This is a genomic window from Mycobacterium ostraviense, from assembly GCF_002705925.1.
Taxonomy (GTDB): domain Bacteria; phylum Actinomycetota; class Actinomycetes; order Mycobacteriales; family Mycobacteriaceae; genus Mycobacterium; species Mycobacterium ostraviense.
In genome coordinates this window covers 3,902,562-3,917,927 of record NZ_NKRE01000001.1, presented here as the reverse complement: position 1 = coordinate 3,917,927, position 15,366 = coordinate 3,902,562, and the positions used below count along the sequence as shown (strand labels likewise).

15 protein-coding genes and 3 pseudogenes are annotated in these 15,366 nt (G+C 64.6%); 7 read left to right on the top strand and 11 right to left on the bottom strand.

Annotated elements, in window-relative coordinates; translation table 11 throughout:
- Positions 1–61 precede the first annotated feature (61 nt).
- The 3 genes from CDN38_RS18350 to CDN38_RS18340 all read right to left on the bottom strand — a co-directional run bounded on the left by CDN38_RS18350 (position 62) and on the right by CDN38_RS18340 (position 3,188).
- Positions 62–1,522 carry a FadD3 family acyl-CoA ligase gene (locus CDN38_RS18350; protein WP_075512082.1) on the bottom strand — a complete coding sequence of 487 codons (1,461 nt, stop codon included), beginning with the start codon at positions 1,520–1,522 and terminating at the stop codon, positions 62–64.
- Positions 1,519–2,700 (bottom strand): amidohydrolase family protein, encoded by a 1,182-nt coding sequence (locus CDN38_RS18345; protein WP_075512145.1) that lies wholly within the window; start codon positions 2,698–2,700, stop codon positions 1,519–1,521. The genes CDN38_RS18350 and CDN38_RS18345 overlap by 4 nt, the downstream gene beginning before the upstream one ends.
- A gap of 80 nt (positions 2,701–2,780) precedes the next feature.
- A complete protein-coding gene (locus CDN38_RS18340; protein ID WP_233026928.1) occupies positions 2,781–3,188 on the bottom strand; it encodes a lipoprotein LpqH in 408 nt (135 codons plus the stop codon).
- A gap of 128 nt (positions 3,189–3,316) precedes the next feature.
- On the opposite strand from CDN38_RS18340, the gene CDN38_RS18335 reads away from it, so the two are divergent.
- Positions 3,317–4,081 (top strand): enoyl-CoA hydratase/isomerase family protein, encoded by a 765-nt coding sequence (locus tag CDN38_RS18335; protein WP_075512080.1) that lies wholly within the window; start codon positions 3,317–3,319, stop codon positions 4,079–4,081.
- On the top strand, positions 4,078–4,500 hold the full coding sequence (locus tag CDN38_RS18330) for an Rv2576c family protein (protein WP_075512079.1): 423 nt from the start codon (positions 4,078–4,080) through the stop codon (positions 4,498–4,500). The genes CDN38_RS18335 and CDN38_RS18330 overlap by 4 nt, the downstream gene beginning before the upstream one ends.
- Here CDN38_RS18330 and CDN38_RS18325 read toward each other — a convergent pair.
- A pseudogene (locus CDN38_RS18325) lies at positions 4,416–5,115 on the bottom strand (TetR/AcrR family transcriptional regulator). The gene CDN38_RS18330 and the pseudogene CDN38_RS18325 sit on opposite strands and share 85 nt — an antisense overlap.
- 201 nt (positions 5,116–5,316) lie before the next feature.
- Here CDN38_RS18325 and CDN38_RS18320 point away from each other — a divergent pair.
- Complete coding sequence (locus tag CDN38_RS18320) at positions 5,317–6,594, top strand: cytochrome P450 (protein WP_075512077.1); 1,278 nt, start codon at positions 5,317–5,319, stop codon at positions 6,592–6,594.
- Positions 6,595–7,772: 1,178 nt separating this feature from the next.
- Here CDN38_RS18320 and CDN38_RS32460 read toward each other — a convergent pair.
- The 6 genes and pseudogenes from CDN38_RS32460 to CDN38_RS18295 form a co-directional block, all read right to left on the bottom strand.
- A pseudogene (locus tag CDN38_RS32460) lies at positions 7,773–8,063 on the bottom strand (cellulose binding domain-containing protein); the annotation flags it as partial.
- A gap of 390 nt (positions 8,064–8,453) precedes the next feature.
- A pseudogene (locus CDN38_RS32455) lies at positions 8,454–8,960 on the bottom strand (PE family protein); the annotation flags it as partial.
- 894 nt (positions 8,961–9,854) lie between these two features.
- A complete protein-coding gene (locus tag CDN38_RS18310) occupies positions 9,855–10,136 on the bottom strand; it encodes a cytochrome C oxidase subunit IV family protein (protein ID WP_075512075.1) in 282 nt (93 codons plus the stop codon).
- Between the two features lie 6 nt (positions 10,137–10,142).
- The gene (locus tag CDN38_RS18305) at positions 10,143–10,733 is read right to left on the bottom strand and encodes a cytochrome c oxidase subunit 3 (protein WP_075512074.1); all 591 of its coding nucleotides are present in this window, start codon (positions 10,731–10,733) and stop codon (positions 10,143–10,145) included.
- The gene (locus tag CDN38_RS18300) at positions 10,730–11,476 is read right to left on the bottom strand and encodes a hypothetical protein (RefSeq protein WP_099319105.1); all 747 of its coding nucleotides are present in this window, start codon (positions 11,474–11,476) and stop codon (positions 10,730–10,732) included. Before CDN38_RS18300 ends, CDN38_RS18305 begins: the two co-directional genes overlap by 4 nt.
- Positions 11,473–12,222 (bottom strand): hypothetical protein, encoded by a 750-nt coding sequence (locus tag CDN38_RS18295; RefSeq protein WP_099319104.1) that lies wholly within the window; start codon positions 12,220–12,222, stop codon positions 11,473–11,475. Before CDN38_RS18295 ends, CDN38_RS18300 begins: the two co-directional genes overlap by 4 nt.
- Before the next feature lie 177 nt (positions 12,223–12,399).
- Between CDN38_RS18295 and CDN38_RS18290 the strand changes: the two genes are divergently transcribed.
- On the top strand, positions 12,400–12,912 hold the full coding sequence (locus CDN38_RS18290) for a TetR/AcrR family transcriptional regulator (RefSeq protein ID WP_233027206.1): 513 nt from the start codon (positions 12,400–12,402) through the stop codon (positions 12,910–12,912).
- Between the two features lie 15 nt (positions 12,913–12,927).
- On the opposite strand, the gene CDN38_RS18285 is transcribed toward CDN38_RS18290, so the two are convergent.
- Positions 12,928–13,332 (bottom strand): hypothetical protein, encoded by a 405-nt coding sequence (locus CDN38_RS18285; RefSeq protein WP_036414722.1) that lies wholly within the window; start codon positions 13,330–13,332, stop codon positions 12,928–12,930.
- Positions 13,333–13,472: 140 nt separating this feature from the next.
- Here CDN38_RS18285 and CDN38_RS18280 point away from each other — a divergent pair, with 140 nt between their 5' ends.
- From CDN38_RS18280 to CDN38_RS18270, 3 genes are all read left to right on the top strand, one after another.
- Positions 13,473–14,234 carry an Rv1363c family protein gene (locus CDN38_RS18280; RefSeq protein ID WP_075512143.1) on the top strand — a complete coding sequence of 254 codons (762 nt, stop codon included), beginning with the start codon at positions 13,473–13,475 and terminating at the stop codon, positions 14,232–14,234.
- Between the two features lie 32 nt (positions 14,235–14,266).
- Entirely contained in the window at positions 14,267–14,746 is a 480-nt protein-coding gene (locus tag CDN38_RS18275; RefSeq protein ID WP_082277275.1) for a twin-arginine translocation pathway signal, read from the top strand.
- A gap of 95 nt (positions 14,747–14,841) precedes the next feature.
- Positions 14,842–15,357, top strand: a complete 516-nt coding sequence (locus tag CDN38_RS18270) for an Rv2253/PknI dimerization domain-containing protein (RefSeq protein ID WP_075512070.1) — start codon at positions 14,842–14,844, stop codon at positions 15,355–15,357.
- The last annotated feature ends 9 nt before the right edge of the window (positions 15,358–15,366 follow it).

Sequence of the window (15,366 nt, the reverse complement as noted above, 5' to 3'; positions counted from 1 at the left end):
CATCACCGAGACCCGCAGCCCCGCCGAGACCCGCCGACACGGCTCGCCGCCGACACCGGGCTCAACGCAGCCGGTCTTTGACCACCTTGCCGGTGGCATTGAGCGGAAGCGCGTCGACAAACTGCACCCAGCGCGGCACCTTGAACCCCGCCATTCGCTCCCGGCACCAGCTGATCAATTCGTCAGCGCTGACAACACCTTTGCGAACGACGAACGCCTTGCCCACCTGCCCGAGCCGGTCGTCGGATACACCGATCACGGCGGCCTGGGCGACCGCCTCGTGCTCGAGCAGGAAGCCTTCGATCTCAGCGGGATAGGCGTTGAAGCCGCCCACGATGAACATGTCCTTCTTGCGGCCGACGACGCGCAGGCGACCCGCCTCGTCCAGGTTGCCCAGATCCCCGGTGTGCAGCCAGCCCTGGTCATCGATGGCCTCGGCGGTGCCGACCGGGTCGTCGAGATAGCCCTTCATCACGTTGTACCCGCGCACCAGGATCTCGCCGTCGTCGGCGATGCCGACCTCGATCCCGTCGCACGGAACGCCGGCGGTGGTCGCGATGTCCTCGAACGAATCCTCGGGCCGGGACAGCGTCACCGTGCCCGCCTCGGTCAGGCCGTAACCGGTCATGAGGGTCTGGAAGGGCAGCTCGGTGCGCACCCGCCGGATCAGCTCCACCGGAATGTCGGCGGCGCCGGTCACCCCCGCACGCAGCGACGACAAATCCCGCTCGCCCTGGTGGCCCAACAGCGAGTGGTACAGGGTCGGCGGTCCGGGGAGCATCGTAATCCGTTCCCGCTCAATCAATTCCAGCACCCGGTCAATGTCGAAAACAGGTACCGGAACAATCGTGGCGCCCCGGATCAGCGACGCGACGCAGCCAGCCTTGTACCCGAAGATATGAAAGAACGGGTTGACGATGAGATAGCGGTCGCCGCAGCGCAGGTCGGCGCGATCGCACCACTCCGCGTAGTGCCGCAACGTTTGAGCGTGGTCCATCATCACGCCCTTGGGCCGCCCGGTGGTTCCCGAGGTGTAGACGATGTCGGCGACGTCTGAGCCACTGACCGCGCGCTTGAACGGCTTGCCGCTGTCGAGGAATCCGGACTTCACGTCGATCACCGGGATGGCGTTCGGGACAGCGAAATCCAGCCCCAGAAAACCCTTCTCGACGAGCACGGCCTTGGCGCCGCTGCGTCCGATGATGTCGGCCGCCTCGGCTGCCTTGAATCGGGTGTTGACCGGAACCAGCACGCCGCCGGCGGTCAGCAGCCCAAACGCGGCGATGATCCATTCCGCCGAGTTGGGTGCCCAGATCGCAACCCGATCACCTTTGTCGATTCCCGCCGCGGCGAAGGCACCAGCGGCCCGGCGCACCCGATCGGCCAACTCGGTGAACGTCAGCCGCAGCGGCCCATCGACGACGGCTTCGGCGTCGCCGAACCGGTCCGCTGCGCTGCCGACCATCTCGGGGATGGTTTCCCATGGTGGTTCGTCCCGGCGCCGCCGCGCCGACTGCGTCATACCGACACGAGCCGAGACAGGTTGCCGCCCATGATCTTTGCCTGGTCGTCGACGCTGAGGTACTGCAGCGCATCGGCGTAATGCCGGGGTGCGGCGAGCCCTTCCGGATGCGGGTAGTCCGAGCCGTAGAGGACATGGTCCACACCGATCAGGTCGACGAGGTCCCGGATCCCCTCCTCGTAGAACGGACTGATGTGGATGCGGTTCTTGATCTCTTCGACCGGGTCGCCGCCGGGGAAGCTTTCCGGTGTCTTCTTGTAGACATCGGCCAGCTGTTCCAGCAGCGGGAACAGCCACTTCGACCCGGCTTCGATCACCGCGACCTTGAGTTGCGGCAAGCGGTACAGCGCACCGTGAATCACCCAGGACGCCACCGCATCCTGCACCGGACGCCACTCGTTGAGCATGGCGAGCGCGTTGGTCTGGAAGGGCAGCATCTCTTTGTCGCCGCCGTCCCACTCCGCGGTATAGCGGGCATAGCCGCTGTCCGAGGAGTGCATGGCCACCAGCACGTCGTGCTCGACGCAACGCTGCCAGAACGGGTCGAACTCCGGCAGCGCGAACGACCTGGGGCCGCGGTACCCCGGAACCGGGGCCGGCCGCACCAAAACCGCCCGGGCGCCGCGTCGCACCACCCAGTCCAGCTCTTCGATCGCCTTCTCCACGATCGGCAGGCTGATCACCGGCACCGTGAAGATGCGGTTCTGGTAGTTGAAGCCCCACACTTCGTCCAGCCACTGGTTCAGCGCGTGGACGACCACATGGATGAGCAGCGGGTCGTCGCGCATGCGTTCTTCGATGAGGCTGGCCAATGTCGGGAACATCAAACTGCGGTCGACGCCCAATTCGTTCATCAGCTCCAGCCGCGGGCCGGGTTCGCGAAAAGCCGCGATCGAGCGCATCGGTTCGCCGAAGATCTCCCGGCGGCTCTTGCCCTCCGGGTTTCCCACCCTGAAGTACTCCTCCATCGCCCCCGGCCTGGCGACCACCTCGAAGGTGGGATTGGGGATGTAATCGCTGATATGGCCGCGTATCGCGATCTTGGTGCGCCCCTTGACTTGGACGTACTGGATCACGTTTTGGTACTGCTTGGGCAGGTACTTGGTCAGCGATTCCTCGGTCTCGTAGAGATGATTGTCCGCATCGAACAGCGGATACGACAACGCGCCCGACGACATGAAATCCTCCTTCGCGATTTTCGAGAATAGTATTCTCTTCATCGGGTTCGCCGCAACAGGGCAGCGGGCTTCGGTGGGCTTCAGCAGCGCGCGGCGATCCGGAACTCGGCGGTAGCCGGTTGGTTGGTGGCGGTATCGAAGCCGTCGGCGGTGCCGCTGACGGTGAACGTGTTGTCGCCGAAACTGGTGTGGGCGTCGCCGCCGTCGCCTTCGGAGAACCCGCCGGTGAAACCGGCGAGATTGCGGATGCGGACCGCCTTGGCGGTAATCGATTCGGCCCATTGATCGATGACCACCGTCGCCCCGGAGTCGCCATCGCCGACCTCGATCGTCCGGTACCACTCCAACTGGACGCACCTGACGAGGTGGGGCCGCACCTCGTTGCCGTTGACGCGCACGGTTGCCGTGCTGGAGATACGAGCGGCCGACGGCGCGCCGCAGGCCCCGAGAACGGCTACCGACAGTGCCGCTACGGCCGCTGTGCTCACTGCCCCGATTCGGCGCTGCACGTGCCCACCCCGGATGCTGTGTGATGGAAGTCCCGAGCCTTAACGATGATGCTATTCTCCAAGTAAGAGAATGCCAATATCGCCGCTCGTCCCGGAAGCACTGACGCATGGTGGACCTCGAGTTCGACAAGTCGGGTAACGGGTTGGCGGTGCTCACCATCGACCGCCCGCACGCGCGCAATGCCATCGCGCCGGACACCATGGACCAGCTGGAGACGGCACTCGAGGCGGCGGCGGGCGCGCGAGCGCTGGTGATCAGGGGCGCCGGGGAGCGGGCCTTCGTGTCGGGCGGTGACCTCAAGGAGCTGAGCGCGCTGCGAACCGAGGAGGACGCCGCGGCGATGGCGAAGCGGATGCGCTCCATCTGCGACCAGCTCGCGGCTTTTCCGGCTCCGGTGATCGCCGTGCTGAACGGCCACGCCTTCGGCGGTGGCGCCGAGGTGGCCGTCGCCGCAGACATCCGGATTGCCGCCGACGACATCAAGATCGCGTTCAATCAGGTGGACCTGGAGATCATGCCGGCCTGGGGCGGCGCCGAGCGACTGGCCGCGCTGGTCGGAAAGAGCAAGGCGCTGCTGCTGGCGGGCACCGGAACGGCGCTTCACGCCGTCGAGGCCGAACGCATCGGCCTGGTGGATCTGGTGCTGCCCCGCACCTCGTTCGACTCACCGGATCGTGGGTGGCGATCGGTTGCCGCAGCCCTGGCCCGCCACCCGGCCACCGAGATCAAGCGGGTAATCGGCGGCGTTTCGGCTGATGAGGCGATAGCATCCTTTGCACGACTGTGGGTGGCGGAGGCCCATTGGCAGGCCGCAGCGCGGGTGATGAGCCGCACGTCCGGTCCCCGCCGGCCAGCTGGAGGCGCGACATGACCACGACAAGGCGGCAGCTGGGTTTCGGCTTGGCGGTTTTGGTGGGCACGGGCCTGACGGCAAGCACCGGCCGGTCACACGCCGACGACACACCCATGCACCAGGTCCGGTACACCATCTCGGCGAAGAACCCGATCTACGCCGACATCTATTACCAGGACCAGGATCCTGCCGTCTTTTCCGACTACAGCCACAACCCCTATCAGTTCACGCCGAACATCCAGGCCGATATCGCTCCGGGCAGGCCGTGGACCATGCAAGTCGTGCTGGCCAACCCCGACCAGTGGGCAATGGTCACCGCCAGCACCGGCCCGGAACCGGGCACACCGATGTTTCATTGCGATCTGGCTGTGGACGGCGTCGTCGTCGTCGCCAAGGACGGCCCCCGTGGGGTGCTCTGTTCGCTGCGCAACTGGTGACTCGGCGCAACTGCGTCAGCCCTCGACTGGTGGTGGCTCACCCTCCAGACGACGCAGGTAGCGCTCGACCACTTCCACCGTTTCGGCATGTCCACCCGACATGCCGAGCCCCTGCTCGATCACCAGAAATCGCGAAATACTGGTCATCAGCACCGTCCACACCACCGGCGGCACGTCCTGGGTGTCGACGTGGTAGCGCTGCAGCGCAGCCGTCAACGCCACCCGCTGCCGTTCGCGGAAACGTTCGGCGTAGTAAGCGATTTCCGACCGCATCGCCTTACGATGGTTCGCCAACGCCATGAATTCCATTGTCATCTTTGCGAATCCGGGCTCGGTGCCGAACCGCCACAGCGCCCACAGCGGCTGCGGCGACTCGAGCGCTCGGTCCTGAACCCGCAGACCGGCTTCGGCGCGGCGGCGAAACACTTCCAGGAACAAGTCATCCATGGTGCGGAAGTAGTAGTGCACCAATTGCGGCTTCAACCCGGCCTTACCCGCCAGACGGCGCGAAGTCACTGCCGCATAGCCCTCTTCGAGCATCAATCGCTCGGCCGCGTCAAGCAGCAGGCCGCGATTCTTCGCGTCCGGCGCTCCGATCCGGCGAGCCGATGTCATGCCCTCACTCCGTATTTTCGATACCTCGACGTCAACCACGCAGATCGTAGCGGCGTCGGCGTAGCGACGGGCGGGCCGCCTTGACCACGACATTACCGCCATGCTAAGCAGGTGCTCAGCACATCGTCGGATTCGGGCGGCCGAAGCTATCGCCGCCGACGGCCCATACGGCAAACGCCAGCTGCGGGAGGCACGCGCGACATGAGCGACTACGATTCGATCGACTTTTTCACCGACCCGTCGCTGGTCGCCGACCCCTACCCGTACTTCGACTACTTGCGCAGCAAAAACCCGGTTCTGCGGCTACCGCACTACGGCGTCGTCGCGGTCACCGGGTATGACGAGGCCACCGCGGTCTACAAGGACACCGACTCCTTCTCCAATTGCGTCGCACTGGGCGGACCTTTCCCGCCGCTGCCGTTCGTGCCCGACGGCGACGACATCAACGCCCAGATCGACCAGAACCGCGAGAAGTTCCCAATGTACGAGCACATGGTCACCATGGACCCGCCGCAGCACACTCGCGCCCGGTCGTTGCTGAGCCGGCTGCTGACGCCGAGCCGCCTCAAACAGAACGAGGAGTTCATGTGGCGCCTCGCCGACCGTCAGCTCGACGAGTTCCTCGGCAACGGTAACTGTGAGTTCATCACCGAATACTCCAAACCCTTTGCCACCCTGGTGATTGCCGACCTGCTCGGCGTTCCGGAGGACGACCACAAGGAGTTTCGTGTCATGTTGGGCGCCGAGCGTCCCGGTGGACGGGTGGGCGCGCTCGACCACGAGTCGGTCGGCACCAACCCACTGCAGTGGCTCGACGAGAAGTTCTGCAACTACATCGAAGACCGCCGCCGCCAACCGCGTGAAGACGTACTGACCGCGCTCGCGACGGCGAAGTATCCGGACGGACCCACACCCGAGGTCATTGACGTAGTCCGTTCGGCCACATTCCTTTTCGCCGCCGGGCAGGAAACGACGGCCAAACTGCTCAGCGCCGCGCTGCAGGTGCTCGCCGACCGGCCCGGCATACAGCAGCGGCTGCGCGAGGACCGCAGCTTGATTCCGGCGTTCATCGAAGAATCACTGCGGCTGGAGAGCCCGGTCAAAAGCGACTCGCGGCTCGCCCGCCGAGCCACCACCGTCGCCGGGGTCGACATCCCGGCCGGCACGGTGGTGATGGTGTTGCCCGGTGCCGTCAACCGCGACCCGCGCAGGTTCGACAATCCGCACGAGTTTCGCCTCGACCGAAAGAATGTCCGCGAACACATGGCTTTTGCCCGCGGAGTCCACTCCTGCCCCGGCGCACCGCTTGCCCGGGTGGAGGGCCGTGTCTCGATCGAGCGCATCCTGGACCGGATGGCCGACATTGCCGCCGACGAGTCCGTGCACGGGCCGGCGGACAATCGCCGCTACCGCTACGAGCCGACCTACATCCTGCGCGGACTCACCGAACTACATCTCACGTTCACCCCGACGGGGTAAGCACTCGACGCGCCCGGACCGCAGAACCGGCCCGGGCAGTTATTGGCCCCGGGCTGCACCGCAGGCGGCGCGACGGCGAATAAACTTATGAGAACTGCGATTTCGTGTTCGACTGCCGGAGCAGTTGCGACAGCCCGGCGAGTACCGGTCGGCGGTCACGTTTGGGATACGCTACCGAACTGATCGAAGATCAGGGAGTAGGCAAGTGGGGTTTGGGTCACGCCGCTGCCGGTGGATGTCGCTACGCCCACCGTACCTGTGGTGTCGCGGGCGAGGGACCACATGGACAGTGCACTGATGTTGTTCTGCTGGGCGAAAGCGGTCAGCTCTTGGGCGTCGGCGAGGCTGAAGATCTCGCTCGGGTCGTCATTGACTCCGATCATCGGCGTCACCCCGATCATCGACCACACCTGTTGGCTGGACATCGACGGATACATCGTCATCAGCTGGCTATGGGTGGCCCGCGCGGCTTCGATCGCAGCGGTGCCCATGTCGGTGACCGACGGGTCGTAGTAGTCCATGGCCATGATATTCACGGTTGAGATTTTCACGCCGTTAGCGTTGGCGATCTGCAGAACATTCAAACCCCCGTTGGGCCCCGCAACCAGGCCCGAAGGCAATACCGGAAGGGTGTACGACACGGTGATGGGCGTGCCGGCAGCCGTCTGCTGCTGCTGCAGCATGGCGATCGCCTGAGCCTGAGTGGTCAGTACCGCATTGTTGGCTTGCATGGCACCTTCGACGTCGAAGTCGAGCTTGTAGATTCCGTAGGTGCTCACCACCTGCTGGTACTGCGCGGCAAGCGCGGCAGCGCTCGGAGCCGTATAAGCCAGATCCTGGCCAGCCTGGCCGCCGAAGGAGATGGTCGGGCTGATGCCTGCGCTGCGCAGGGCGGCGATCTGGTTGTCGATGTACGAGATGTCGGAGCCGCCATTGATCGTGTACGCCGAATAGCCGCCCCAGGCGGGTTGAGCCTGGGGGTTGCTGGTAATGAAGGCGAGTGTGACGTCTTTGATTCCAGCGTTGCTGACGGCCGTGAAGTTGGTCGCAGGGTAAAGAGTCACATCGACGTAGGGAGAGAAGTGACCCGCCGTCGAACCACCGGTGCCGGTGCCCGTACCACCGCCGGTACCGGTACCACCGCCGGTACCGGTACCACCGCCGGTCCCCGTGCCACCGCTGATTGGTTGTCCGTTGACCAGCAAATTCGTCGGTGGCGAATATGAGCCGGTCTGTGCGGCTTGGAAGCCGACTGTGATCGAACCGCCCGGTGCAATCGTTTCGTTCCACGACGCAGGGGTTATGACATACTGCGTGCCGGACTGGGCGACCTGTCCGTTCCACACGCCTGTAATGGATTCGCTTGCGGGCAAATCGAATTGGACCTGCCAATTGGTCAGCGAAGTCGCACCCGAATTGGTGATCGTGTAACTGGCAGTAAAGCCGCTATCCCACTGCGACCCAACGTTGTATGTCGCCTCTATGCCGGTGCCGGTACCGGTGCCGGTCCCGCCGCCGCTGGTACCGCCGCCGGTACCGCCGCCGCTGGTACCGCCGCCGGTACCGCTGCCACTGCCGGTATTGCCGCCGCTGGTACCACCGCCAGTGCCGGTGCTGGTGCTGCCACCGGTCCCGCTACCGGTGCTCGTGCCGTCGATGCCGTTGGCGCCCGGATGGCCCGACAGTGGCGAACCTTGCCCGCCGGCCCCGCCCGCGCCGCCGATGATGCCGTTACCGCCGTTACCGCCATTGCCACCATTGCCGTACAAGAAGCCGCCGTGGCCGCCTGCGCCGCCGGCCCCGCCGTTGCCGGCCGGCGCCCCCGAAGCATCGACCGGGGCGTTCCCGCCGGCGCCGCCCTGACCACCGTTGCCAAACAGCCCGGCGTCCCCGCCCCGGCCGCCCGGTTGTCCGGGAGCGCCGGACCCGCCGTTGCCGCCGTTGCCGAATAACAGCCCACCAGGCCCGCCGTTTTGCCCGGTGCCCGGCGCCCCGTCGGTGCCGTTGCCGATCAGCGGGCGATTCAGCAATGCGAGGGCCGGCGCGTTGATGAGACCCAGCAGGTCCTGTTCGATGGTCTGCACTATCGAGGCATTGACCGCCTCAGCGACCCCATACGAATTCCCAGCGCCGCTCAACGCCTGCACAAACTTCTGGTGGAACGTCGCCGCTTGAGCGCTAAGCGACTGATAGTCCTCGGCGTAGCCGGCGAACAGCGAAGCGATCACCCCCGACACCTCATCACCACCGGCGGCCATCAGCGTGGTGGTCGGGACCGACGCCGCCGTATTGGCTGCGCTCACTGTCGAACCGATACGGACCAGATCCGCGGCCGCTGAGGAAATGATCTCCGGGATTGCAATCACGAATGTCACGGGGCCACCTACTTGTCATAGGGTTTCTCGGCTATCAGCGGATCTGTCAGATGCTCTCGTGCGTCGGATACAGCACTGCCAGGCGGCGCGACACCAAGAGATCTGGCCGTTATTAAACTGTGATCTTCGTAGGATCATCATGCACTTCCACGCCCAGCGGGTCAACATCGGTACACCACTTATGCCTACGTGTTGGTCCGGGGCGGCATTGGATGAATTTGGCTTTTTAGAAACACATTCCGATTTGCACGAAGCGACGAGGTGGGGCCGGTCATCCGCACGCCACCGGCTCGGACGGACCGATGAGGTTGACTCTCCACGGGTTTGGGGCGTCTCGTTCGCTCGCCTACCCACGACACATTCGTTGCGCACCTTGGCTTGTCGCTCAAGGCGGTCGTGGGGCTGCGCCCCGGTGTGGGGAGATGGAAATCGCGTGCCGGTGCGGTTGGGTCGGCGGCTGGCGGTGCCGAGTGTGCGCTGACGGCGCCGAGTGTGCGCTGATGGCGCCGAGTGTGCGCTGGCGGCGTCGAGTGTGCCGTCAGGGCGGCCGATCGTGGATGTTCCCGCCCTACGGACACACTCAAAGCCGTCACCGCACACTCGATGCGGCGGCATCGCAGCCGATTCGGTGAGCACGTGAGGCATCCCCCGAACGCCCGCCATCACAAGAGGTTTGAGCGAAGGTGCGGTATCGGCGTGCCGCAAAACAGAGCCAGGCAGCCAAAGCTGCGCAACAGGACATCGTTGACCAGCCGCATTCGTGGTCACCCTGAATTTCCGAGTGAAGCGGGCAAATACGCATCGGCCCGGACAGGGACCAATGTGAAAGATGTGATTGCCGCGCTCAGGACTCCGCTGAGCGAGCTGACGAGGCCACCAACCGTCCTACCCGAGCGTCGTACCAACCAGATAGCTGCCGAGCAACGCAGCGCCGACAACCAGCACGCATGCGTCCGTCAGGCGGCGCAGCACGGCGGGAGACTGCCTGACTTCCATGAACTCGCGAAAAATGATGCGTACCTTGATGAGTGCGATGACGATCACGCTAGACGTGACGACGGCGCTGGCCTTCGGAGATCCGTCGACAGCGTAATCAAGCCAGAGGTACGACAGCGTCAATGACGCCAGCGCCACCCAGACGACCAAAAGCCGCTTGTTGAGTCTGATTTCGGATCACCTCACCACGTACAGCAGTGCGAATATCAGCACCCAGAGGAAGTCGACGGTGTGCCAGTAGGTAGCGCAGGTCTCGACCAGCTGCTGAGATCCCCGAGACCCCTGACATGTTCGTGCCGGGCCCCACAGCTGATACACGACGACTCCGATGACCACGAATCCGATCAGCAGGTGCACGAAGTGGATACCGGTGAGAAAGAAGTAATAAGTGAAGAAGTCGTTAGCGGCAAAGGAATTGCCCATCCGGATCTGCTTGGCCCACTCCAATACCTTGGCGACAAGGAACAGCAGACCAAAGAACGCGGTGAGAAAGGCGTCGGTGAGCGCTGCCCGGTGTGCGTGGGCGCGGGCCGACTGGACACATCGTGCCATCGACCAGGAACTCAGCAGCAGAACAAGCGTGTTGAACACCCCGATACGCAGATCCAGCTGCGCCTGGGCCCGCAGGAAGAGCTCGGGGATCTGCGTTCGGTAGAACAGGTAGAAGCTGAAATATGCAGCGAAGACTAGCGTTTCGAACAGCACGAAGGCCCACATGTCCGGTTGGCCGGGGATGAACCTGACCGGCTTGTTCGCACCGGCGGTCATAGCGCGCCCACCTTCCCGGGCGCATGCTCGGGCACCGGGCCGGCACCGAAGTCCTCGCGCTGGATCATCCGCCGCAGCAGGACGATGAAAACGCCTGTATAGACGCCGAATACGACCATGTTCAGCCACCAGGCGATCTGCCCGTTCCAGGCCAAGACACCGCGACGGAAGATCCAGGCCGGGGAGACCACGATCTCGGTGAGCGCATTGCAGAGGTTGAGGTAGCCGAACCACTTTGGGAAAACCCGGTTCTTGTCGATCAGGATGGCGAGCATCCACACCAGCGAGCCGATCAGGAAAACCCCCATGGTCCCGATGAACGACAGGAAGCCGAAGTCGTAGAGCCAACCGATCAGCTCGGGATCGCGGTCGGGGCGCATTGCCCCGGCGGTGAGCACGATGCACATCAGCAACATCCCCGGAATAGCGCTGAGCGAGTACAACACCAGGTACGAATACCCGAATGCGGGGCTGACCGTCATGCGGCGCATGGAATAGGCGATGAGCGCGTTGCTCATCGTCGTCATGCCGGTGATGACGAACATGATGGCAAAGCCGATGAGTATCCCAAAGTGGTTGTCCTGGAACCACCGAACGATTCTCGGTGTGTCCCACGAGGGGTCTGGCGGGGGCTGGGTGCGGGTCAGCACGAAGAACACCAGCGCGAACAAGTTGTAGAAGACGACGAGCGTCCACCAGGCCAGCCACAACTCGCGCTTGGGGTTTGTCGCCACTGCGCTCATGCGCCGGCCGATTCGTCGGCGCGTTCGCGGTAAACAGCCCGGCCGAGGACGACGGCCGACACCACGATCCACACCGCGATGGCGATGTTCTTGAGCCAGAACGACAACGCTCCGTCCCACGCCAGGGGGCCTGACAGGGTCAGGCCGGCGAACGCCGCCGGCGCCAGCACCGCGGCGATGAGCAAATTGAAATGGGCCACCCACCGGCTGAATACCGGATACGACGGAGCGTCGAAGTAGATCGCCAGGGCCAGAATCACGCTCTGCCCGATGAGGAAGGGCACCTGAGTGGTGAAGGTGAGCCAGGCCAGATCGTTGAACATCTGCGTCAGCTCCGGGTTGCGTTCCGGGCGGAACGCGGCCAGCAGCCAGCAGACGTTGGCGATGAGAAAAAGGGTGGGACCACCGGCCACGCACCCGAGCATGCAGTAGGAAAAGATCGGTGTGCGGTGCGCCATCCGGCGAATCTGCATCACCAGCAGGATCAGGACCGGGATCAGGCCCACGCAGAACCAGTTGAACAGGATCATGCTGTAGCGGACTCCGGACTGGTTTTCCCGATAGAAGGCGGCCACCCGCTCGGCCGGCATTCTGGGAGACATCGGTGGCGTAAAGCCGGGAAACAACAGGAACGCCGAGACCCAGATGATCGCCACGACGGGCAACGTCCACAACAGGATCAGCTCGCCATCGGTGCGCCGTGACGCCGATGGCGGGGCCGTTCGGTGCTCGCCGATGCCGGACATCGAGGACTCCTTCCGGTCCGCGGGACGGTGCGCGATCGCGGGGTGCGGCTTCTCAGCGAAGCTAGCCGATCGGCTATCTGTCGTCAATAGCCGGTCGGCTAGGCTCTCGATGTGGTGTCCACGCCGCCGCCCGGCCAATTCCGCTTCATCACTCGCAGCCCAGCGCAGACCCGCATTCTGGATGCGGCACTGCAGCTGATCGCCGAGCACGGCGTCGGCGGCACGTCGCTGCAGATGATCGCCGACGCCATCGGCGTTACCAAGGCGGCGGTGTACCACCAGTTCAAAACCAAAGAGCAGATCGTCATCGCCCTCACCGAACGTGAGCTCGGCGGTCTGGAAGAGGCACTGGAGGCCGCTGAAACCCAGGCTCACCAGCCGCGAGCGCGTGAGCTGCTGCTGGATCGGGTGATCGATGTGGCGGTCGAGCGCCGGGGCGCGGCCAGCACGCTGCAGTTCGATCCGGTCATCGTCCGGCTGCTGGCCGAACACCAACCGTTTCAGCAATTCATTGCGCGGCTCTACGGAGTGCTGGTCGACGACGCCGCCGAGGACGCGCGGGTGTCGGCGGCGATGCTGTCGGGCGCGATAGCCGTCGGCGTGATGCACCCCTTGGTCGCGGATATCGACGACGAGTCACTGCGTTCGCAATTGCGCCGCATCACCCGTCGGCTCATCGGCGCCGAATAACTCTGGCTAGCTTCGCTAGGTGTCGCCCCGCACCCATCTGGCGTGACCGTTCTGCGCCACGCACACCAGGAACAGGCCGTCGGGCGCCTGCGCGACGTAGTACTCCGGATATCGGGTGCAGTCGGAGTTCTCGTCCTTGATCCCGGCCATCGGGGGTGATCGGAACCATCTGGGTTCATATCTGCGCGGCGAACCGCAGAACATCAGCCGTCCCGGCTCGGTGGCGAACGAGACGTAGTAGTCGGCGGTTCCGAAGACGTAGTAGGTGGTGTTGTCGCAAGGTGCCCCGAGGACGACATTCGGGGTGATTCCGGGCGTGCAGGCCGGATAGTCGCAAACCGTCGGACCCGCGTCGGCGGGTGGTGCCGTCCATACCGTCATGCCGAGCAACGCGGCAATCGCTGCCACGAGTAAGCGCACGCTATTACTCTTGCACAATTGAGAAGAAAACTCTCCTGCTCGGAGAAGACAGAAATCAACCCATTCGGGGCGGGGCCAGGACCTTGTGATCGGTGATAGATAATGTTGCTCTCCCTCAGCGCGTGGTCAGGAAGGTGACGATGCCGTCGGGTGAGCGTCCATCTGAGGCCCTCGATGCCGACGGCCGCGACGGCGAATCGCTAACCCAGCCAGCAGAAGCCGTCGCCCTGGCCGAAGCGAGGGCACGCGCGGCCCGGGAACGCGCGAGACGGCTGAGCGAAAGGGCCGACGCGATAGCCGGCGACCGGCAGCCAACGGCTGGCACCGAGGCTGGGGACGCAACCGTCGACGACGCAGTCGCTAAGGCACGGCGCCGATTCCGCGTGCGGCCGCGGCGGCTTCGGCGTCCGGCACGCACGGGCCTGGCCGCAATAGCCGCGGCCGTCATCAGCTGCGGGTCACTGGGCGCGAGCGGCTTTCTGATATGGCACCACCGCAATGTCGCGCACCAACAGCAGCGCGCCGCCGAGTTCGCGGCCGCGGCGCGGCAGGGCGCCATCATCCTGATGTCGATCGACGCCACCAAGGCCAGACAGGATGTACAACGCATCATCGACAGCACCACCGGCGCGTTCAAAGGCGGGATGCTGATCGCTGCCGACGACCTGGTCCAGTCGGTCGAGCAGTCCAGGGTCAGCACCAAGGTGACCGTGCAAGGCGTCGCCGTCCAGTCGATGACCGACGATTCCGCGGTGGTCCTGGTGGCGGCCAAAGCCGAGGTCGCTAATCCCGAGGCCAATCCGGACCAGGCCAAACTGCCGCCGCGGTCCTGGCGGATCGTCATGACGGTGCAACGAGACGGCGGACAGCTCAAAGTGGCGAAGGTCGAGGCGCTGCCGTGAGCCCGGCAGGCCGTCGGATCCGCCGATGCCTGATGTGGTGGCGTCCAATTCTGTTAGGGCTGTTGGTCATTGCCACGACGGGCTTCGCCGCCGGATTCTTCTACTTCGGCTACCGTCCGGATCAACAGACCGACGACGCGGCGGCACGCGACGCGATCAGAGCGGCTTCCGAGGGCACGGTGGCGCTCCTGTCGTACTCGCCCGACAGCCTGAGCCGGGATTTCGACAACGCGAGATCGCGTCTCACCGGCGACTATCAGACCTACTACGAACGCTTCACCGAGCAGATCGTGGCGCCGGCGGCTCAGCGGGGCCAAATCACGACCAACGCCCGCGTCATTCGAGCCGCCGCGGCGGAGTTGCATCCGGATTCAGCTGTCGTACTTGTGTTTATCAGTCTGAAGACCACCAGCAGGGACAAACCCGACCCGGTGAAAACCACCAGTAGCGTTCGGGTAACGCTGACGAAGGTCAACGGATCCTGGCTCATTGCCAAGCTCGACTCGCTGTGACGGCCGCGCGCTTCGCGGTAAAGCCCTCGCCCACTCGGCGGCGCCGGTGTTACTGTCTCAGTGGGAAGTGGCGCTAGCGCGTCGAGGAGCACGTGATGCGGTCAATGGGCACTGTCGCAAGCGCAATACTGGTGGCTGCCACGGTGATTGGCGGCTCGAGCACCGCACCGCCGGCCCGGGCCTCCACCGACGGTCTCGCCATCAACGGAACCTACCGCGCCACATCCGTCGGTGAATGGGCCAAGACGAATCAATCTTTTCACGACGAACCGACCGTCAGTAGCACGTGGACGGTGTCGTCCAGCTGTAGCACGGCTCAAGACTGCTCCGGCCACGTCACCAGCGACCAGGGTTGGAGCGCACCGCTTTACATGCACGACGGGGTGATGTGGACCGTCAAGCACGAGGTGCCGAACTGGGAAACGTGCCCCGACGGCACCTCGTTCACCGGCGTACAAACGTTCACCTTCTACCCCGCGGGGCCGGACGGCACCGTCCAGTCCGGCTCGTCGACATATGCCGGCAAGGACCAGACCGTCGGGCCCAGCGGCGCATGCGGAACCAACAAGTGGCTCGTCGTGCTGATGCCGTTCCGGCTCGACAAGATCTGACCGGGACGC